This window comes from Oligella sp. HMSC09E12, assembly GCF_001808505.1.
GTDB lineage: Bacteria > Pseudomonadota > Gammaproteobacteria > Burkholderiales > Burkholderiaceae_B > Oligella > Oligella urethralis.
This window is the reverse complement of the sequence record NZ_KV793539.1, coordinates 1-18,826: the sequence shown is the minus strand read 5'-3', so window position 1 is coordinate 18,826 and position 18,826 is coordinate 1. Positions and strand designations below refer to the sequence as shown.

The following is an 18,826-nucleotide window of genomic DNA, read 5'->3' as shown; positions in this document are numbered from 1 at the left end:
ATCGTTCGACGAAGCGGAGCGACTACAAACTACTTAGCAACGGCTTTACGAACCAACTTCTCTTTAATACGAGCTGCTTTACCAGAGCGATTACGTAAGTAGTAGAGCTTAGCGCGACGCACGTCACCGCGACGCTTAACTTCGATTGAAGCGATTTGCTGAGAGTACAACTGGAAAGTACGCTCTACCGCCTCACCAGAGGAAATCTTACGCACGGTAAAAGCAGAGTTTAGGCCACGATTACGCTTAGCAATCACTACGCCCTCATAAGCCTGAGTACGCTTACGATTACCCTCGATCACGTTAACATTTACTACAACGGTATCACCAGGACCAAATTCAGGTAAGGTCTTGCCCTCAGTAAGGCGCTGAATCTCTTCCTGTTCAAGAGTTTGAATTAAGTTCATTGATAGACTCCAAATCATCATACACAACGAAAACGCTCCATGCGGCTCTTGTTCTTGGTCGACTACGAGCTCATACATGTAAACTACACACTGCGGTAGCTTAATTGCCAGAGGATGAGTAAGTCAAACATTTTATCCTTAAAATCAGCTACTTGTCAATCGATAACCCACTTAAAAACCTCCCTCGCTCATAAAAGCAACGCCCTCTCACCCAAGGACTACAGTGAGGGCAAATTAAAGCTGATTAATCGGGATTTTAATGTAGGAGGTGCCATTATCCTCCGGTGGTGGTAGCTCCCCTGCCCGCATATTGAGCTGCACTGAGGGTAAAATCAACTTGGGCATACTCAACGTGGCATCACGCGCCGTGCGCATTTTGACAAAGTCCGCTTCAGTCGCACCGCCACCGACGTGAATATTATGCAGACGCTGCGCCTGAATGGTCGTTTTAAAGTCATAATAATCACGCCCCGGTGCCTTATAATCATGGCAAAGATACACTACCGTATCATCGGGTAAGGCAAATAACTTTTGAATCGATTGGTATAAGGTGGCTGCATCGCCTCCCGGGAAGTCACAACGCGCTGTGCCATAATCAGGCATAAATAATGTATCCCCGACAAACACAGCATTTTCAATCACATAGCTAAGACAGGCTGGGGTATGGCCCGGAGTATGCATAACGCGCGCCTGCAAGTCGCCAATACTAAAGGTATCACCGTCTTTAAACACATGGTCAAACTGAGTCCCATCACGTCTAAAGTCTTTTTCGACATTAAATAAATCACCAAAAACCTCTTGCACCGTCGTAATATACTCGCCGATAGCAATACAGCCTCCGAGCTGCTCCTTTAAATAAGGTGCTGCCGACAGATGATCGGCATGAATATGCGTCTCTAATAGCCACTCTACCGCTAGCCCTTGTGCCTTAATATAAGCTATCACCGCATCCGCCGCTTGCGTCGAGGTACGACCAGCGGCCGCATCATAGTCTAGTACCGAATCAATAATGGCGGCTTTTTTTGTGCGCGGATCACTGACCACATAACTATAGGTAAAGGTATCTTCGTGAAAAAACTCTTTGACCTGCATAACTCACATCTCCTTAATTACTTTTGGTCATATTCATATATTCTAAAGTTATATGGATATCGTACCTGATCTCTAGACTGATGTCATGCCGTCAAAGCGATAATTAAACGCAAAATCCACAAATGTTTGATAGGCCTCAGAATGCGTGCTTTGTTTATTTTCCAATAAATATAAAGGGCGCCTTAAAGGCTCACTTTGCTCTATTGTCAGGATCTTGATTTTGCCTAAGGCCAACAAATCCTCTAAGGCAAAGCGTGACAAACAGCCCACCCCTAGATCATTAATGACCGCCTGCTTAATCGCTTCAGAATTACCCAATTCAATCACTGCTGAACGTTCTAAATACTGCAATAAATGCCTTTGCACAAAGCTACGTGTACCCGAACCAATCTCACGTAAAATTAAGGGGATTGATTCTAGCTCGCGAATACTTTTCAAGGTCTTATGCGCTGGCAAAAAACGACTATTAGTAGCTGCAAACAAGACCATTTCATCATCCATCCATTTGCTCGCTTTCAGTTCAACAAATGGATTTTCTCCCTCAATAAAACCCACATCATAGTCATAATTCAGTAAGCCCTGGCAAACATCGCTACTATTAAAAATAGCTAAGCGTATATCGATGTTCGGATGCTGTTGTTGAAAATCACGAATCAATCTCGGCAACAGATAATTGGCGATGGTGGTACTCGCCCCAATCACTAGGCGCTCTACTTTAAGATTAAACAAATACTCAATCTGTTCCACCTGCTTTAATGCATTGCTTGCTAAAGGACTCAGCAAATGAGCTTGCTGTGTAGGAATAAGACGCTTAGCCACACGTTGAAATAAGGTGGTATCGAGCTGCTTTTCCAATTCAGCCAAAGCCATACTGATAGCGGATTGGGATAAAAACACCTGTTTCGCCGCTGCCACCGTACTACCACGATGATAAACCGCTAAAAATATTTCTAATTGCTTTAAGCTAATACGCATGGCTGGATGCTTCCTCGTGATTAAGGTGAAGAGTGATGAGCAAATCTATCAATTATATTGATAGATTATATAGATATTACTGATTTTTATTTATAAACAAAAATCTGTAATATAAAAACCGTATTAATCTTCATGCTATTTTTATCGGTTCTGTTACCATGAGTCAAACCCAACGTACATCATTCTTCAGTCATGGCAAAGCGTTACTGCCCGGTTTACTTTTAATCGCTGCCATTGTGATTGCCTCTACTGTCTTGTTCCGTTTGGGCGTAGGTCAAGCCTATGGTCTGAGTCCATTGATTTTTTCCATCTTGCTGGGCATGATCGTCGGCAATACCTTTTTTAAATACCTGAGCCATGCCGCTAACCCTGGCGTGACCTTTGCTAAAAGTAAGCTCTTACGATTAGGGATTATTCTGTATGGTTTTAATTTAACCGTGAATAAGGTCTGGGCGCTTGGTTTACAAGCCATTCTAATTGACGCAGTAATGCTCATTTCAACCTTTGTCCTAACCTACTGGCTCGGCACCAAGGTACTAAAAATGGATAAAGACACCAGCATTTTAAGTGGCGCAGGCTGTAGCATATGCGGTGCTGCGGCAATTATGGCCACCGCTTCGGTCGCTCGAGCGAAAACCTCGGCCGTCAGCCAAGCCGTGACAATCATCGTTCTGTTCGGCACCCTAGCGATTTTTATTTATCCAATGTTATTTCCAATCTTTACCCACTATATTAGCGAGTCGGCCTTTGGGGTCTATGTCGGTTCCTCAGTGCATGAAGTTGCGCAGGTGGTCGCTATTGGCAAGGTCTTAGGACCTGAGGTAGCAGATACGGCCATTCTGTCCAAAATGGTGCGTGTGATTATGTTAGCACCCTTTTTATTTGCCATTTCCTTTATTTTTTATCGTAAAAAAGACAATAATACGAGCGATGACAATGCCCCTAAACGATTAGCTCTACCGTGGTTTGCAGTTTGGTTTTTAATCATGATTGGTGTGAATTCGGTACTCCCCATCCCCGCTGATTGGCTCAACAAGATTTTATTTGTGGACAATATCTTACTGATGATGGCGATGGCTGGTTTAGGGCTCGGTACGCAATTTGCCACTCTCAGAGCCGCTGGACCACGCCCCTTTGCATTAGGCTTGATAGTTTTTATCTGGTTAATGACGGCAGGTATGGCTTTACAGCTACTCTTTGCCTAAACACACGCGGCCTCGCACTACCATAATGCGATAGCATTGATGCTGTAGCGTGAGGCTGCGATCAAAGCCCAATTGATGCACTTCTCTCAATTGACGTAGCCAATCTTGCAGGCGCCTTTCCGTTGGCATGGGGATATCATGCAAGCTCAACCAATAACGCAACACATGCGCCTGCCTCCGCGCTGAAAGCTGACGCCACGCAAGCAAACTAAAGTCGCTTGCCTCAGGGCCTAAATCCAATTGTTCTAAATCAGCCGCCGCCACCTCTTCCAACAAGGCCTGCGCCTCCGCCATCAGGCGGGCATGGCGACTAAGCGTCTGCTTCCATTGCGGCCACGCCCGCTCCAGCCCCGGAATCAGCAAGCGTCGTAAAGCACCCCGCTTATAGCGTAGATCTAGATTACTCGGATCCTTAATCATCTCAAAGCCGCTGAGCTCCGTAAATAGCGCCGCAGCTTCCATAATCACTTGACGTTCTAGTTGCAACCAAGGCCGATGGTAGATCACACCGCCATAGCGATGTTCACGCTGCATGCCCCCCATCCCCTTGACGCCACTGCCTCGCAACAAACGCAATAATAAGGTTTCCGCTTGATCATTAAGATGATGCGCCAAAATAAAATGCTGAATCTGATGCGCTTGACAATAGTCACTATAGGCTTGATAACGTGCGAGACGGGCGGCTGCCTCCTCACCTAGACCAGAATGCCGTGCCACCGTCACCCGTAGCACCTCACAGTGAGCACCCAAATACGCCGCTAGAGCCTGGCAATGCTCCGCCCAAGCCTCTGCCTCAGACATCAAACCATGATGAATATGAAGCACATGCAAGCTAATATTAAACTCGCGGACCATAGGGACCATAGCCGCCAGCAGCATAGAGGAGTCGGCGCCACCGCTTAAGCCCACGGCAATACGGAGGGCTGGCGTACGAGTGGGATTAGCCGATTGAAGTGAGCGCAATAAATCGACGAGTGGCTTCATTAAGCCGCTCGTCGATTTCGCTTCATAAAAAGGAATTAGGGAGGGATGGTAATGCTCGCTTAGCGCCTTAGGCTTTTTCAACGAAGCTACCATAAGCCATTAAACGCTCAAGGCGACGATCCACTAACTGAGTAGCACTCATGCCGTGTAATGAGCGTAACGCTTCAGTTAAGGCGCGACGTAAGTTACGGTACATGAGCTGATGGTCACGATGTGCGCCACCGACAGGCTCAGGAATCACCTTATCAATAAGACCTAATTGCTCTAATTTTGGTGCCGTAATAGCCAAGGCCTCGGCTGCCACCGGCGCCTTGTCGGCACTGCGCCATAGAATAGAGGCGCAGCCTTCGGGCGAAATCACCGCATAGGTCGCATACTGCAACATTTGCACCACATCACCCACCGCAATCGCCAAGGCACCACCAGAACCGCCCTCACCGATAATGGTCGCAATTAAAGGCACCTTTAACTCAGCCATGGCGTAAAGATTTTGCCCAATCGCCTCCGACTGACCACGTTCCTCTGCACCAATACCTGGGTAAGCACCCGGGGTATCGATAAAGGTAAAGATCGGTAAGTCGAACTTTTCAGCCAAACGCATAAAACGCAACGCCTTACGATAACCCTCAGGCCTAGGCATACCAAAATTACGGCGCGCCCGCTCCTTGGTGTCACGACCCTTTTGGTGACCGATCACCACACAAGGCTCACCATTAAAACGAGCTAAGCCACCGACAATCGAAGGATCATCCGCATACATACGGTCGCCATGCAACTCATAAAAATCAGTAAATAAGCCGTCAATATAATCCAGGGTATAAGGACGCTGTGGATGACGCGCTACCAATGCAGTCTGCCAAGGCGATAACTTCTTATAAATGGACTCAGTTAAGTCGTCACTCTTTTGCTGAAGCTTAGTGATCTCCTCGGATATATCAACCACGGAGTCGCCGGACATATGGCGTAATTGATCAATCTTCTGCTCCAACTCTTCGATTGGTTTTTCAAATTCCAAATAGGTGTTTTTCATCTTTTTGCTCTATAGCCTTTTACTCTACTGAGTGAAATATCGTTGCTATGCCACAGCGTCGTCAAGCATACTACGCCACATATACCAAGTCGCTACCGTCTGCCAAGGCTGCCAATTATCAGCCAGCTCACGCACTTCAAAACGCGACACCGGCTCACCACTAAAATAATGCTTGGAGACCGCCTTAAGTAGTCTGGCATCCTCCAAAGGTAAAACATTAGGCCGATGTAAATTAAATATTAAAAACATCTGCGCCGTCCATGCCCCAATGCCGCGAATCTGACACAGCTCATTTATCACTTCTTGATCCGACATTTTAGACCATTTTTTAGGATTAACGGTTCTAGCTTCAAAGTGATTAGCAAGATCAATCAAATTACCGGCCTTACGCTTGGCAATACCGATGGCTAACAATTGCTCCACCGTGCGTGCGGAGATACACTGGACGGTAGGTTGTTGACCGCATAAGTGAACTAAATTACGCCAGACCTGATTCGCACGAGCCTCGGAAGACTGCACCGAAATCAGCGAGCGCGCCAAGGTACTAAAAGCACCTTGCGTTGTGGCGGCAAAGTACTCACCCTCATATTGCTGAATAATTTTATTGAGAATACGGTCATTTGCTTTTAAATGCTCAACCGCCTCATCCCAATACGCCGGTTTTGTGCCTTTGCTAGCCATACTAAATCCTGCGCCACTGGGTCAAACCACCGGGCTTATCCTCTAACTCAATACCGGCTTGCTTTAATTGGTCCCGAATCTGATCGGCCAGGGCAAAATCTCGGGCCGCCTTGGCCTCACTACGTTGCTGAATTAAGCCTTCAACCTCAACCTCAGTTAAGGCACTGTCGCTACTTTGCTCACTACCTAAACGGGTATAGCGTGAGTAAGAACGTAAATAGACCACCGGATCCTGCTGTAAAATGCCTAAGAGGCCGCCTAAAGCACGCATCTGTGCCGCTAAAGCACGATCTCCCTCACGGTTTGCCTGAGTTAACATCTCAAATAAAACCGCAATCGCCACAGGCGTATTAAAATCATCATTCATCGCCGCCTTAAAGGCTTTGGCGTAATCGCTGTCCCAATCAATTTCAACTGCAGGCTCTACCCCTTCAAAACCGAGATTATTTAAGCCTTGATAAAAACGATCCAAGGCATGTTGGGCGTCATTTAGATTGTCAGGGGCAAAATTTTGCTGACTGCGGTAGTGATTACGTACGATAAAAAAGCGCAACATCTCCGCTTCACGCACATGATAGGGATAATCCGCCACCTCGGGATTCGTCTTATCGGTGCCGATCACCTGACGAATGGTCATAAAATTACCCAGTGATTTAGACATTTTGTCGTTATCCACCATCAAGGGACCACAGTGCATCCAATGATTTGCTAGGGTACCACCAAAGGCTCCCTCGGACTGAGCAATTTCATTTTCGTGGTGTGGGAATTTTAAATCTGGACCACCACCATGAATATCTAGCGGCATCCCTAACAAATCGCGACTCATGGCCGAACACTCAATATGCCACCCTGGACGACCCACACCGTAGGGCGAATCCCACTTACTATCCTCAGGATCCTCTGCTTTGGAGGCCTTCCACAACACAAAATCCAAGGGATCCTCCTTGGCATCAGAAATAGCTACACGCCCACCCGCACGCATTTCATCCGGACTACGTCCAGAAAGCTTGCCGTACTCGGGAAAACTGCGAACACGATAATTGACATCACCGTCATCACTCTGATAAGCCAAGCCCTTTTCTTCAAGTGCTTGAATAATTTCCACCATCCCCTGTACATGACGCGTCGCGCGTGGCTCATGATCCGGCGCTTGCACCGATAAGGCACGCTCATCAGCATGCATCGCCTCAGTGAAAAAACTCGTCACCTGATGCAAAGGCTGCTGTGTCGCTACCGCACGACGGATAATCTTATCGTCGATATCCGTGATATTGCGTACATACGTAACCTCATAACCCTGGCAACGCAACCAACGCTGAACCACATCAAAACTCACCAACATACGTGCATGACCTAGATGACAAAAGTCATAAACCGTCATACCACAGACGTACATGCGGATTTTATTTGCTTCAACAGGCTTTAATTCATCCTTGCGACGTGTTAAAGAGTTATATATCAACATAGGTTATGAGAAATAAAGTTACAATAGAGGATTAATTTAGATCGTTAAGTATAGCAATCTAGCACCTTTTCTGTTGAGTATTGCCCCGATGAATAAGAGAAAGATTCCTTTATATATTGCTTTTAGCTTCGCTTTAAGTGGTCTTTATGCACCGGTGTCGGCGCAGTACATCCCTTTGACTGACTTACCTGAAGTACCACTGCAGATGAACGAAGGCGGTCAGCTGATACAAGCCTATCCCCAAAGCGGTGCGGCGCCAGTCAGTGATGAGCTAAGTTTAGAGATAGCGGATAGTCTCAATCTTGAACCCTTGGATCAAACACTCTATGATGCGCCCTACGGACAAATCTCGGCCACCCCTATCGAGTTCCAAACGCTTAATCAAGCAGCGACGGTACCTGCTGGCAGCACTGGCGCTAGCGGTCTGACAAGCTCAGCACAAAGCGATGCAGCTACGGATGGTGGTTGGCAGGGCTTGGCCAATCTATTACAAAAGCTAGAACCCAAGGTCGACACCAGTCTGCCCGAGACCCGTAGTCAATTAAGCAATCGCATTAACGCCCTTATCAATGCAGGACGTTATCAAGCCGCCTTAGATGAAATCAACAAGGTCTTCAGTAGTACTGGCTATATTGAAAGCCCAGGCGAAGATGTACAGTTACGCTTTTTGGAAGCACGTGCCTATAGTGGCTTGGGCCAATCCCAACAAGCACTGGCACGCTATAAGGACTTAAACAGCAAATACCCGGAGCTACCTGAGCCTTATAATAACTTAGCCGCGCTGCAAATGAGCTTGGGCTTATTGGATGAAGCCTATGAATCACTCAGCATGGCCACAACACTCCGACCTAACTATGGCTTGGCACAACGCAATTTGGCGATGGTACATTTACTCAAAGCCCAGCAAAGCTTTGAGATCGCTGCCAAACAACGGGTTGCCGGCGCTGCTGAGGCCGCACAGTCAATTCGTCAAATCATTGAGAGAGGACAAAGCAAATGATGTTAAAATCAAGCCGTTTAGTCGCATTAACACTAGCGGCCACATTCACTATGGCACCTGCAACGACGGTGCTATCACAAACAAATAATCAAAAGGATTCAAGTGCTATGTCAAATACACGCGTTAAATTAGTAACTAATATGGGTGATATTGTTTTAGAATTAGACGGTGCCAAAGCGCCTATCACCACGCAAAACTTTCTGGACTATGTGAAAAACGGTTTTTACAGCAATGTGATTTTCCACCGCGTGATTCCTAACTTTATGATTCAAGGTGGCGGTTTTGAGCCAGGTATGAATCAGAAAAACACAAACGCGCCCATTACCAATGAAGCGGATAACGGTTTAAAAAATGATAAGTACACCATCGCCATGGCGCGTACTCAAGATCCGCATTCTGCTTCTGCGCAATTCTTTATTAACACCAACAATAACGACTTCCTTAACTTCACCGCCCCTAGCGTTCAAGGTTGGGGCTATGCCGTTTTCGGTAAAGTGGTTGAAGGCACTGAGGTAGTGGATGCGATTGAAAAGGTAGCCACCGGTACCCGCGGTTTCCACGGCGATGTACCACGTGAAGACGTGATTATCCAAAGCGCAGAAATTGTTGAATAAACTGTCTCTCACAGGCACGGTTTATTTGGCCTCAGATATTCATCTGGGGCCCACTATCCCCCGTACTAATCAAGCTTTTTATCACTTCTTAACAGAGGCTGCAAGCGCCGCCGACAGCTTGATTCTGGTGGGGGATATTTTCAATTACTGGATTGGCGATGATATTGCCATGCACCAGCCAGAGCCATGGTTAACAGAGGCACTCACTCAGCTACAGCGCTTTGCAGCTCAAAAACCGCTCTATTTAATCCGTGGCAATCGTGATTTCCTGATTGGTCACGCCTTAGCCGAACGGCTTGGGGCAAGACTATTAGCCGATCAAATTATTTTACATGTTGATGATCTGGCGGTTTATCTTAGTCATGGCGATGAGCTATGCACCGACGATAAGGGCTTTATGCTCTTTAGAGCATGGACGCGTCAAGCTTGGCTACAACAGCTATTTTTTAAACTCCCGCTCACATGGCGCCTAGCAATTGCCAATAAGGCACGTAAAAAAAGCCAAAGCAAGCAGGCTGCGCCTAATTACCAGCACCAGCGCGGTGATGTGACAGAAGCTGCTGTTAGGCGTGTGTTTGAGCAACATCCAGGGCTTCAAGGCATGATTCATGGACATACCCATAAGCCGCAGCAGCACCTGATAACGCTTAATGGCAAAAGCTATTGGCGTGTGGTGCTACCTGACTGGGAGCTAGATCAAGCAGCTCCCCGCCAGGGCTATGCCATCTTAACTAAAGACGGTGTGCAATTGATCAGCGCTTAAGCCTGCTTTACAAATAACCTAGCGCCCATAAACCAACCACGGCACCAAAAATAATACGGTAAATCGCAAATGGTTTATAACTGAATTTAGAAACAAAGCGTAGAATCGCTCGCACTAACACCAAAGCACTTAAAAAAGCAAAAATAAAACCAACCACGATCGCTGAGATATTTTCATCACTCAGCTGATCACCGTATTTATATAGGCTCAGCACGGTCGCCGCCAACATGGTCGGCATCGCCAAAAAGAAAGAAAACTCGGTCGCTGTACGACGCGGAATGCCGGCAATCATACCGGAAATAATGGTAGCGCCAGAACGTGAGGTACCTGGCACCATCGCCAAACATTGAGCAAAGCCCACCACCAAAGCCTGCTTCCAAGTAATTTTTTCCAGCCCTGCACCAAGCGGTGTATTCTCATCAAGCAATTGATTGGCCTTACTCATATGCGGACGACTTTCCACCCACAGCATAATCAAACCACCGACGATAAGGGTAAACACATAGACAAAAAACTTGCCGTCCAGTAGTTTAGCCACTTGATCAATAATCAATAAACCAATCACCGCTGCCGGCAGAAAGGCCAAAATAAGATTACGCGTCACCAATACATACTTTTGTTCACGCCGCAATAAACCGCCCAACAACTCCAGCAGATAATGACGATAAATCCAGATAACAGCAAGAATAGAGCCAAACTGAATCACGATTTCGTAGACTTTGACCTCACCGGAGTCAAAATTAATCCAGTCACCCCAAATAATTAAATGCGCTGTGCTAGAAATCGGTAAAAACTCGCTTAAGCCCTCAATCATACCGATAAATGCGGCTTTTAAAAGATAAATAATATTCATACTCAATGACTTATAGAATTAGCACTAAGCTACATTGAAAGGCTAAGTCCCTATCGTGCTTACTTAGCCTCATGCGTGAAAATATTTGCGATACTACTTCGCTGCATTTAAGGTCTGCACTAATTGAGCGAAGATCTTGGGGCTAGCGGCGAGCACATTACCCGTACGCATCCAATTCTGCTCCCCTTGCCAATCACCAATCAGGCCACCGGCCTCCAACACCAACAAACTACCGGCCGCAGTATCCCAGGCATTTTGCTTAAGACCACAGTAGGCATCTAAACGACCACAAGCTAAATAAGCCAACTCTAGCACCGTACTACCTAAGCGACGGAAGCCATTGCTGCGACTAATTAATTCATTAATAAACTGCGTATCAGCATGCTCAGCACTAAACTTACTAGCCACGCTAATAATCGCCACATCCAAGCTAGGACAAGGACTGACACGAATACGGCGATCATTTAAAAAGGCCCCGCCCCCACGACTCGCCGTAAAGAGCTCATTGCGATTAGGATCGTAAATCACTGCCTGTTCAATCTGACCACGTACGGCTAAGGCGATGGAAACGGCATAATTAGGAAAACCATGAATAAAATTCTTAGTACCGTCTAAGGGATCGATAATCCAACGATACTCAGAGTCCCCGGTAATACCCGATTCCTCGGCCACAAAGGCGTGATCAGGATATGCCTCACTCAAAATCTGAATAATAGCTTCCTCAGCATGACGATCAATATCAGTGACATAATCGCCTGGACCCTTGGTGGAGATGGAGATTTTATCTAGATGTAAACTGGCACGGTTAATGATATTTCCGGCGCGACGGGCTGCCTTAATGGCAGTATTAAGCATTGGGTGCATGATTATTACAGAACAAGTTTAGTAAAATCACTATTTTAAATGACAACACAATTTTGAGCTACCTAAGCTAGACTTTTCCTAGTAATAGTTAGAAGATAAACAGCATGAGCATCAATTCACTCGCAAGAACACATTTTATAATGACCAATCCCAGCCACCCGGGTAATGTCGGTGCTGCCGCACGCGCCATGAAAACCATGGGTTTTGAGCGATTGCGCTTAGTAAAACCGCGCTTTGAGCAGATGATGCAACATGAAGAAGCCATAGCATTTGCCAGCGGCGCCCAAGATGTGCTTGCTAATAGCCTTGAGTTCGCTAGCTTTGAGGAGGCCTTACAAGGCACCACACTCAGCTTCGCACTGACCGCCCGCCCCCGCGATATAGGGCCCAACTGTCTGCATCTACGCGCTGCGGCACAATTAGCCAAAAATCACTTAGCGGCGGATTCAGCGCACCAAGTAGCCGTGGTATTTGGTACTGAGCGTAGTGGTCTGAGTAATGAGCAAATCAGTCATTGTCACTATATTTGCTATATCCCGGCCAACCCCAACTACAGCTCCTTAAACATCGCCCAAGCCATGCAACTCACCGCCTGGGAGCTACGCTATGCTTTGCTTGAGGCAAAAGATAGCGATGAGGCTAGCGCCATCCATGCTGAACCAAATAGCGCTGCGCACTTCCCTGCACCCGCTCAGGATCCCCTAGCACCGCAAGAAAAGGTGGAGGCGCTTATGGCCCATTGGCAAGAGGCGCTGGAGGCCATTGAGTTTATTGACCCCGAGCGCCCTAAACAGACCATGTTAAAAATGCGTTACTGGTTAATGCGCAGCCGCCTTACGCAAAATGAATGCGATATGTTGCGCGGCGTTTGCACACAAATCCTCAAACACGCCAATTCAGCTTAAGCCATGCCCTCACAGAACTGAAGCATGACCTTTGTCCTAAGGTAGCTGCCATATATAAAAATAAAGCGCCTTAAACTAAGGCTAAGGCGCTCCCCGAACTCAACGACATCACTGCCTATCCTGTCTACTCCGACTCATCCGCTAAGGCATTTTCAAGGTCTTGCTTAGCATGCGCTGCCGAAATATGCTCAACCCGGGTAAAGGGTAAATCAAAGCCCGCAGCCTCAAGCGTTTTGCGTACACCCAACATGATTTTCGACAACTCGTCAAAATACACAGCAGCCGGTACCCATGCACGTAAATTAAGTACTAAGCTATTTTCACGATACTCATTCACATACACAGAATAAGGTAAATCCTTAATCACTTGCTCATTGCGCTCTAATAATCGCTTCAGCAAGGCAATGGCTTCCTCTGTATCTTCACCGTAATGCAGCGCAACGGGTAAATCGATACGACGATTGGCATTACGACTAAAATTAATAATGGTGCTATTCCACACCGTACTATTCGGTATGGTAAGCAAAATACCATTAGCCTGCTTGATACTGGTTAAGAACAAGCCGATTTCCTCAACCGTACCTTCATAATTACCACCAATGCTCACATACTCCCCTTGCGCTAAGGGACGTAAGCTTAACAACATAATGCCCGCCGCAATATTCTGTAGCGTGCCTTGCAAAGCCAAACCAATGGCCACACCGGCCGCACCTAAAGCAGCAATTAAACTGGCGGTCTGCACACCGAACTGGGACAGGACGACCACAATGGTCAAAATACGAATAATCCATTGCACAAAGGAACTAATCATCGGCAATGCGGTGGTATCCACCTTACGCTTGGTATGGCCAAGGCGACGAATGGCTCGACACACCAAATTAGAAATAGCCCACCCTAGTATTAAAATCACAATGGCACTGACAAAGTCGATCACAAACTTTTCCAGTAGCGGGATATATGGACTAATGGTTTCGAACATCAGAACTCCTAATAGAATAGTATTAATTGTCACATTGAGACTTTATACTTAGATGAGCAATAAAAGCAAATCATATTGAAACAGGTTGTAGCAATGTTTAATCAGGTCAGAAATATAATCAGCCCCCAGAGAATCCCTTTTCAAGCATTTGATGATGCCGAAAAAGCGTGGGAGCAATTACACTTTATTTATGAAAGAAACTGCAATTTTATACGTCAACACTTTCATCAATACGCCAATCAAAACTTACCGGAAAATCAGGCCATTCGTGCCTTTTATCCTGCCGTTCGTTTACAGATCACTCATCACCACGATGTGGACTCACGCCTCTCCTACGGCTTTGTGGAGGGTCCTGGGGTGTATGAAACGACCGTAACACGACCAGATTTATTTAAGCAATATTTAATTGAGCAAATTACACTCTTAATTAAAAATCACCAATGCAGTGTAGAAATCGGTGAGTCCCAAACCCCTATCCCCTTGCATTTTTGTTTTAATCAAAATGAAGCCCTCGCTGAAGAGCGTCCAGCTATTTTGACCGATGCTGTGGGCGCGAAAATGCTGAATCACTTTGATGTACCAAATCTGGCCCAAATTGATGATGCCATTGTCAATGGCACCTACCCCTTAACACCTGGCAAAGCCATGCCACTCGCCCCCTTTACTGCGGCCCGGGTGGATTATTCATTACAGCGTTTACAGCACTACACCGGCACAAAACCGGCGCACTTTCAGCAGTTTATTTTATTTACCAATTATCAGTTTTATGTTGAAGAGTTTTGTCATTATGCCAGGGAACAAGTGCAATCAGATGACTCAAGCTATACCGAACTGGTGTTGCCGGGGGATATTCTGGTCGATAAGCTCCTGAGTGCAGAGCAAATCAAAGCAGCAACGGCCGGCGTCAAAAAACCGCAAATGCCTGCTTATCATTTAAAACGAGCCGACGGCAGTGGCATCACACTGGTCAACATTGGTGTTGGTCCTTCCAATGCCAAGACCATCACCGACCATATTGCCGTATTACGTCCTACCGCTTGGTTGATGGTGGGACATTGCGCTGGACTTCGCAGTAGCCAACAGTTAGGTGATTATGTGTTAGCGCATGCCTATGTGCGTGAAGACCATGTGCTGGATGAGGATCTACCCCTCTTTGTGCCCATACCCGCCCTGGCAGAGATACAAGTAGCCTTGGAGGAAGCGGTTGCCGAAATTTCTGGCTTAAAAGACTATGAGTTAAAACGTATTATGCGTACTGGTACCGTGGCCAGCATTGATAATAGAAACTGGGAGCTGCGTTATCAGGAGGGACCGGTGCAGCGCCTGTCTCAATCCCGTGCCATCGCCCTAGATATGGAGTCAGCAACCATCGCAGCGAATGGCTTTCGTTTCAGAGTGCCTTATGGCACCTTATTATGCGTGTCCGATAAGCCATTGTATGGTGAATTAAAGCTGCCTGGCATGGCGACGGAGTTCTATCGGATTCAAGTTGCGCAGCATCTGCAAATTGGTATACGTGCCTTGGAAATACTCAGAAAGATGCCCAAAGAACGTATCCACTCGCGCAAGCTGAGAAGCTTTATTGAGACCGCCTTTCACTAAGCCCTGCTTGCGGTGCTGACATCACAAGCACCGCAGTAAGCTTTCACTTGATGCCGGACGCCAGCGCGTCCGGCTTTAATAGCACGATCTATAATAGTTTAAGCTTAAATCTGCCCCTTAATTTTCGCTTGCAGGCGCTTAGGATTTTTATGCGCCAGTCATACTATCCTCCACCAGGCTTGGTTGCAAAGCCTAAGACTGTCATATAATATTAAGCACGACATTCGCACAGAGTAGCTGCAAGCAAGTGCCAATAAGTCATCGCTTTAACCGCAGCCTTCAAGCCGCACGCGGCACCTCCTAATCAAGTAATAAGTGATAGCTTTAATGACAACGAGTGATTTATCATCCCATACGCCCATGATGCGACAATACTTTAAGCTTAAACAGGAAGCGGGTTCGATGCTGCTGTTTTATCGCATGGGTGACTTTTATGAGATGTTTTATGATGATGCAATCAAAGCCGCACGCCTACTTAATCTCACCCTAACTAGCCGCGGTACCAGTGAGCCTATCCCGATGGCTGGCGTACCGGTGCATGCGATGGAGCAGTACTTAGCCCGTTTGGTCGCCATGGGTGAATCTGTGGCAATTTGTGAGCAGATTGGCGATCCGGCAACGAGCAAAGGCATTGTCGAGCGACAAATTGTGCGCACAGTAACCCCTGGTACCCTCACCGATGACAGTCTGCTACCAAGCAATAGCGATCGTCCACTGTTAGCCATTTATCTTAGTCACAAAGCACGCCACCGTAAATATGGCCTAGCGTGGATGAACTTAGCCAGCGGTGAATTTAGGGTAAATGAATGTGCCATTGATAATTTAGCCTCCGAAGTGCATCGAATTGCGCCAGCAGAAATTATTACAGCTGATTCATTTAAGCTTGAACTAAATTATCCGGCGGCCTATAGCAAAACAGCAGATTGGCATTTTGAGTTAAGTGCTGCCGAGGCCAAGCTTTGCAGCCATTTTGCAGTCGATCGTTTAACCGCCTTCGGCTTAGATGAGCTACCCAATGCTACCATCGCCGCCGGGGCTTTATTAAGCTTTGTAGAAAACACACAAAAGCGTAGCCTCTCGCATATCAAACCGATTCAGCCAGATGATACGCAAGACTATTTGATCTTAGATCCAGTCACCCGCAAAAACTTAGAAATTACCCAAACCATTAGCGGTGACAGTAGTCCCACCCTATTTAGTCTGTTAGACCATTGTCATACAGCGATGGGAAGCCGTTTATTGCGTCGCTTTTTGCATCACCCCTTACGCGCCAATGCACCGATTCTAGAGCGCCAGCTTTGTGTACAGGCCTTTTATCATCTCTATACCACACGTCATTTCGATGATCCGATTCAGGGTTTTGAGCTTTTTTTAAAAAACACACCAGATATTGAGCGTGTGGCGACTCGCATTGCCCTTAGCTCAGTGCGGCCAAAGGAATTAGCTGCGCTACGCGATGCCTTAGTCAAACTACCTGCGCTATGTGAATTGATTGCGGCAAACTTTAGCGAGACACCGGCGTTGCTTAAACTACATACGCTGTTAACAATTGATCCTGAAGCAGCGCAGCTATTACAAGGAGCCATTGCAGCGGAGCCTGCCACGATGCTGCGAGATGGTGGTGTGATTGCCGACGGTTTTGATAGTGAACTCGATGAGTTGCGCCGATTGACGACTGATAGTGGCGAGTTTTTACAACAACTAGAAGCACGTGAACGAGAAAAAACCGGTATTAGTAATTTACGGGTGGAATATAACCGCGTGCACGGCTTTTTTATTGAGGTTAGCAAGGGACAAATCGAAAAAGTTCCCACAGAATACCGCCGTCGCCAGACCCTGAAAAATGTTGAGCGCTATATTACGCCGGAGCTAAAGGCGTGGGAAGATAAAATTCTCTCCGCTAAGGATCGTTGCTTAAGCCGTGAAAAATGGCTTTTTGAGCAATTAATTATACAATTACAAGCCCATGTTGAAGCCATGCATCAGGCCTCGCACGCCTTGGCTCAACTAGACGTGTATAAGGCCCTAGCGCATCATGCCTATGCCAATCAATGGGTACTGCCCGAATTAATTGAGGGACCAATGATTCACATTAGGCAAGGACGTCACCCCATTGTCGAACGCAGCATCGAGCGCTTTACGCCCAATGATTGCCAACTCGATGCACGCCGACGTATGCTGTTGGTGACTGGCCCAAATATGGGTGGTAAATCCACCTATATGCGACAGACCGCCTTAATTGTATTGCTAGCGCGGATGGGTAGTTTCGTACCGGCTGAGGCGGCTCAAATTGGCCTAATTGATCGTATTTTTACCCGTATCGGTGCAGCTGATGACTTAGCTGGCGGGCGCTCCACCTTTATGGTGGAAATGACCGAGGCGGCCACTATTTTAACGGCCGCCACGCCAAATAGCTTAGTGCTGATGGATGAAATTGGTCGCGGCACATCCACCTACGACGGTCTTGCGCTTGCTTGGGCCATTGCCTGCCGTTTATTGACACATAATCAAGCATTAGTACTCTTTGCTACCCATTATTTTGAGTTAACCCGCTTGCCAGAACAGTTTGAAGACGTTGCTAATGTGCATTTAAGTGCGGCTGAGTCTGCGCAGGGGCTAGTCTTTTTACATGAGGTTAAGGAGGGTCCAGCCAATCGTAGTTACGGTATTCAAGTGGCACAACGAGCTGGTATCCCCATGGCAGTTATTCGGCAAGCGAAGCGTGAGCTGGATAACTTGGAGTTAAAGGCCGAGGAGCGCCCGCAGCTGGATTTATTTAGTGCCCCGCTAGAGGAAATCAATCAACAAGCAAATGACGATCAGCTTGAGCTAAAAGCGTTTAAAGAAAGTCTTGCTGCGATTGATCCAGACTCCCTCAGCCCTCGAGAGGCTTTAGATCTACTGTATCAGCTAAAAAACCAATTCGGTGGGGACTAAGGCTTCTTGCTGCAACTTTGAGGCAAGTACTGGGTGCGCACGATGACTTTTTCGAATGATAAAAAACCTAAAGCCTTAGACAAGAAAGAAATTATAGGGTAGAATATCTTTTTTTGCGTGCCAGTAGCTCAACTGGATAGAGCACCCGCCTTCTAAGCGGGCGGTTGTGAGTTCGAGTCTCGCCTGGCGCGCCATCAAACAGAGATAGCTGTCTTAGGATATGATGAGTATTAACAACATATCCATGCTAGCTAGCTGAAGTTTTTAAGTAGTAGCGGCTTCTTTCATTGACATAATAAATTTACCTGCTATACTTATTAATTCTTCTGTGGTGACCGTAGCTCAGTTGGTAGAGTCCCGGATTGTGATTCCGGTTGTCGTGGGTTCGAGCCCCATCGGTCACCCCATCAATTTCTTTTCAATCGATCTCCCACACTGAGACCTTTGCAATAACCCCTCAAATTTCCTAA

At 46.8% G+C, this 18,826-nt stretch carries 17 protein-coding genes and 2 tRNA genes; 9 read left to right on the top strand and 10 right to left on the bottom strand.

Annotation, left to right across the window (positions count from 1 at the left end; all coding sequences use genetic code 11):
• Positions 1-29 precede the first annotated feature (29 nt).
• From rplS to HMPREF3179_RS02420, 3 genes are all read right to left on the bottom strand, one after another.
• Positions 30-407: a 50S ribosomal protein L19 gene (rplS, locus tag HMPREF3179_RS02430; RefSeq protein ID WP_036559556.1), complete on the bottom strand. Its 378-nt coding sequence runs from the start codon at positions 405-407 to the stop codon at positions 30-32.
• Between the two features lie 234 nt (positions 408-641).
• Positions 642-1,499, bottom strand: coding sequence for an MBL fold metallo-hydrolase (locus tag HMPREF3179_RS02425; RefSeq protein ID WP_036559554.1), 858 nt, complete (start codon positions 1,497-1,499; stop codon positions 642-644).
• A 72-nt stretch (positions 1,500-1,571) separates the two neighbouring features.
• Positions 1,572-2,474, bottom strand: coding sequence for a LysR substrate-binding domain-containing protein (locus HMPREF3179_RS02420; RefSeq protein WP_070469578.1), 903 nt, complete (start codon positions 2,472-2,474; stop codon positions 1,572-1,574).
• Positions 2,475-2,632: 158 nt separating this feature from the next.
• Here HMPREF3179_RS02420 and HMPREF3179_RS02415 point away from each other — a divergent pair, with 158 nt between their 5' ends.
• Positions 2,633-3,679: a YeiH family protein gene (locus HMPREF3179_RS02415; protein ID WP_070469576.1), complete on the top strand. Its 1,047-nt coding sequence runs from the start codon at positions 2,633-2,635 to the stop codon at positions 3,677-3,679.
• On the opposite strand, the gene tilS is transcribed toward HMPREF3179_RS02415, so the two are convergent.
• From tilS to cysS, 4 genes are read right to left on the bottom strand one after another with little or no spacing between them, the layout of a single operon-like run.
• Positions 3,665-4,756, bottom strand: a complete 1,092-nt coding sequence (gene tilS, locus HMPREF3179_RS02410; RefSeq protein ID WP_246824338.1) for a tRNA lysidine(34) synthetase TilS — start codon at positions 4,754-4,756, stop codon at positions 3,665-3,667. The genes HMPREF3179_RS02415 and tilS overlap by 15 nt on opposite strands.
• Positions 4,731-5,693, bottom strand: a complete 963-nt coding sequence (locus tag HMPREF3179_RS02405; RefSeq protein ID WP_018026240.1) for an acetyl-CoA carboxylase carboxyltransferase subunit alpha — start codon at positions 5,691-5,693, stop codon at positions 4,731-4,733. The genes tilS and HMPREF3179_RS02405 overlap by 26 nt, the downstream gene beginning before the upstream one ends.
• Before the next feature lie 45 nt (positions 5,694-5,738).
• Positions 5,739-6,374, bottom strand: coding sequence for a DNA-3-methyladenine glycosylase family protein (locus HMPREF3179_RS02400; RefSeq protein ID WP_070469574.1), 636 nt, complete (start codon positions 6,372-6,374; stop codon positions 5,739-5,741).
• Position 6,375: 1 nt separating this feature from the next.
• Positions 6,376-7,839: a cysteine--tRNA ligase gene (gene cysS / locus HMPREF3179_RS02395; RefSeq protein ID WP_070469571.1), complete on the bottom strand. Its 1,464-nt coding sequence runs from the start codon at positions 7,837-7,839 to the stop codon at positions 6,376-6,378.
• Between the two features lie 88 nt (positions 7,840-7,927).
• Here cysS and HMPREF3179_RS02390 point away from each other — a divergent pair, with 88 nt between their 5' ends.
• The 3 genes from HMPREF3179_RS02390 to HMPREF3179_RS02380 all read left to right on the top strand — a co-directional run bounded on the left by HMPREF3179_RS02390 (position 7,928) and on the right by HMPREF3179_RS02380 (position 10,216).
• Entirely contained in the window at positions 7,928-8,839 is a 912-nt protein-coding gene (locus HMPREF3179_RS02390; protein WP_070469569.1) for a tetratricopeptide repeat protein, read from the top strand.
• A 107-nt stretch (positions 8,840-8,946) separates the two neighbouring features.
• Positions 8,947-9,453 carry a peptidylprolyl isomerase gene (locus HMPREF3179_RS02385; RefSeq protein WP_048767215.1) on the top strand — a complete coding sequence of 169 codons (507 nt, stop codon included), beginning with the start codon at positions 8,947-8,949 and terminating at the stop codon, positions 9,451-9,453.
• The gene (locus HMPREF3179_RS02380; protein WP_070469600.1) at positions 9,446-10,216 is read left to right on the top strand and encodes a UDP-2,3-diacylglucosamine diphosphatase; all 771 of its coding nucleotides are present in this window, start codon (positions 9,446-9,448) and stop codon (positions 10,214-10,216) included. Before HMPREF3179_RS02385 ends, HMPREF3179_RS02380 begins: the two co-directional genes overlap by 8 nt.
• 7 nt (positions 10,217-10,223) lie before the next feature.
• On the opposite strand, the gene HMPREF3179_RS02375 is transcribed toward HMPREF3179_RS02380, so the two are convergent.
• Both HMPREF3179_RS02375 and HMPREF3179_RS02370 read right to left on the bottom strand, forming a co-directional pair.
• A complete protein-coding gene (locus tag HMPREF3179_RS02375) occupies positions 10,224-11,075 on the bottom strand; it encodes an undecaprenyl-diphosphate phosphatase (protein WP_048767177.1) in 852 nt (283 codons plus the stop codon).
• A gap of 87 nt (positions 11,076-11,162) precedes the next feature.
• On the bottom strand, positions 11,163-11,933 hold the full coding sequence (locus HMPREF3179_RS02370; RefSeq protein ID WP_018026247.1) for an inositol monophosphatase family protein: 771 nt from the start codon (positions 11,931-11,933) through the stop codon (positions 11,163-11,165).
• 140 nt (positions 11,934-12,073) lie between these two features.
• On the opposite strand from HMPREF3179_RS02370, the gene HMPREF3179_RS02365 reads away from it, so the two are divergent.
• Positions 12,074-12,838, top strand: coding sequence for an RNA methyltransferase (locus HMPREF3179_RS02365; RefSeq protein ID WP_070469567.1), 765 nt, complete (start codon positions 12,074-12,076; stop codon positions 12,836-12,838).
• Between the two features lie 124 nt (positions 12,839-12,962).
• Here HMPREF3179_RS02365 and HMPREF3179_RS02360 read toward each other — a convergent pair whose 3' ends face one another.
• The gene (locus HMPREF3179_RS02360; RefSeq protein ID WP_036559530.1) at positions 12,963-13,817 is read right to left on the bottom strand and encodes a mechanosensitive ion channel family protein; all 855 of its coding nucleotides are present in this window, start codon (positions 13,815-13,817) and stop codon (positions 12,963-12,965) included.
• 93 nt (positions 13,818-13,910) lie between these two features.
• On the opposite strand from HMPREF3179_RS02360, the gene HMPREF3179_RS02355 reads away from it, so the two are divergent.
• The 4 genes from HMPREF3179_RS02355 (at position 13,911) to HMPREF3179_RS02340 (ending at position 18,763) form a co-directional block, all read left to right on the top strand.
• Positions 13,911-15,419 (top strand): AMP nucleosidase, encoded by a 1,509-nt coding sequence (locus HMPREF3179_RS02355; RefSeq protein WP_070469565.1) that lies wholly within the window; start codon positions 13,911-13,913, stop codon positions 15,417-15,419.
• 327 nt (positions 15,420-15,746) lie between these two features.
• Positions 15,747-18,356: a DNA mismatch repair protein MutS gene (gene mutS, locus HMPREF3179_RS02350; protein WP_115117189.1), complete on the top strand. Its 2,610-nt coding sequence runs from the start codon at positions 15,747-15,749 to the stop codon at positions 18,354-18,356.
• 117 nt (positions 18,357-18,473) lie between these two features.
• A tRNA-Arg gene (locus HMPREF3179_RS02345) sits at positions 18,474-18,550 on the top strand.
• Between the two features lie 137 nt (positions 18,551-18,687).
• A tRNA-His gene (locus HMPREF3179_RS02340) sits at positions 18,688-18,763 on the top strand.
• The last annotated feature ends 63 nt before the right edge of the window (positions 18,764-18,826 follow it).

What these genes read in the sequence shown, in the direction of transcription:
- HMPREF3179_RS02405 (WP_018026240.1), bottom strand. Translation starts at nt 5,693, where the DNA reads ATGAAAAACACCTATTTGGAATTTGAAAAACCAATCGAAGAGTTGGAG.
- HMPREF3179_RS02390 (WP_070469569.1), top strand. Translation starts at nt 7,928, where the DNA reads ATGAATAAGAGAAAGATTCCTTTATATATTGCTTTTAGCTTCGCTTTA.
- HMPREF3179_RS02385 (WP_048767215.1), top strand. Translation starts at nt 8,947, where the DNA reads ATGTCAAATACACGCGTTAAATTAGTAACTAATATGGGTGATATTGTT.
- tilS (WP_246824338.1), bottom strand. Translation starts at nt 4,756, where the DNA reads ATGGTAGCTTCGTTGAAAAAGCCTAAGGCGCTAAGCGAGCATTACCAT.
- HMPREF3179_RS02365 (WP_070469567.1), top strand. Translation starts at nt 12,074, where the DNA reads ATGACCAATCCCAGCCACCCGGGTAATGTCGGTGCTGCCGCACGCGCC.
- cysS (WP_070469571.1), bottom strand. Translation starts at nt 7,839, where the DNA reads ATGTTGATATATAACTCTTTAACACGTCGCAAGGATGAATTAAAGCCT.
- HMPREF3179_RS02415 (WP_070469576.1), top strand. Translation starts at nt 2,633, where the DNA reads ATGAGTCAAACCCAACGTACATCATTCTTCAGTCATGGCAAAGCGTTA.
- HMPREF3179_RS02420 (WP_070469578.1), bottom strand. Translation starts at nt 2,474, where the DNA reads ATGCGTATTAGCTTAAAGCAATTAGAAATATTTTTAGCGGTTTATCAT.
- rplS (WP_036559556.1), bottom strand. Translation starts at nt 407, where the DNA reads ATGAACTTAATTCAAACTCTTGAACAGGAAGAGATTCAGCGCCTTACT.
- HMPREF3179_RS02425 (WP_036559554.1), bottom strand. Translation starts at nt 1,499, where the DNA reads ATGCAGGTCAAAGAGTTTTTTCACGAAGATACCTTTACCTATAGTTAT.
- HMPREF3179_RS02370 (WP_018026247.1), bottom strand. Translation starts at nt 11,933, where the DNA reads ATGCACCCAATGCTTAATACTGCCATTAAGGCAGCCCGTCGCGCCGGA.
- HMPREF3179_RS02400 (WP_070469574.1), bottom strand. Translation starts at nt 6,374, where the DNA reads ATGGCTAGCAAAGGCACAAAACCGGCGTATTGGGATGAGGCGGTTGAG.
- HMPREF3179_RS02360 (WP_036559530.1), bottom strand. Translation starts at nt 13,817, where the DNA reads ATGTTCGAAACCATTAGTCCATATATCCCGCTACTGGAAAAGTTTGTG.
- mutS (WP_115117189.1), top strand. Translation starts at nt 15,747, where the DNA reads ATGACAACGAGTGATTTATCATCCCATACGCCCATGATGCGACAATAC.
- HMPREF3179_RS02355 (WP_070469565.1), top strand. Translation starts at nt 13,911, where the DNA reads ATGTTTAATCAGGTCAGAAATATAATCAGCCCCCAGAGAATCCCTTTT.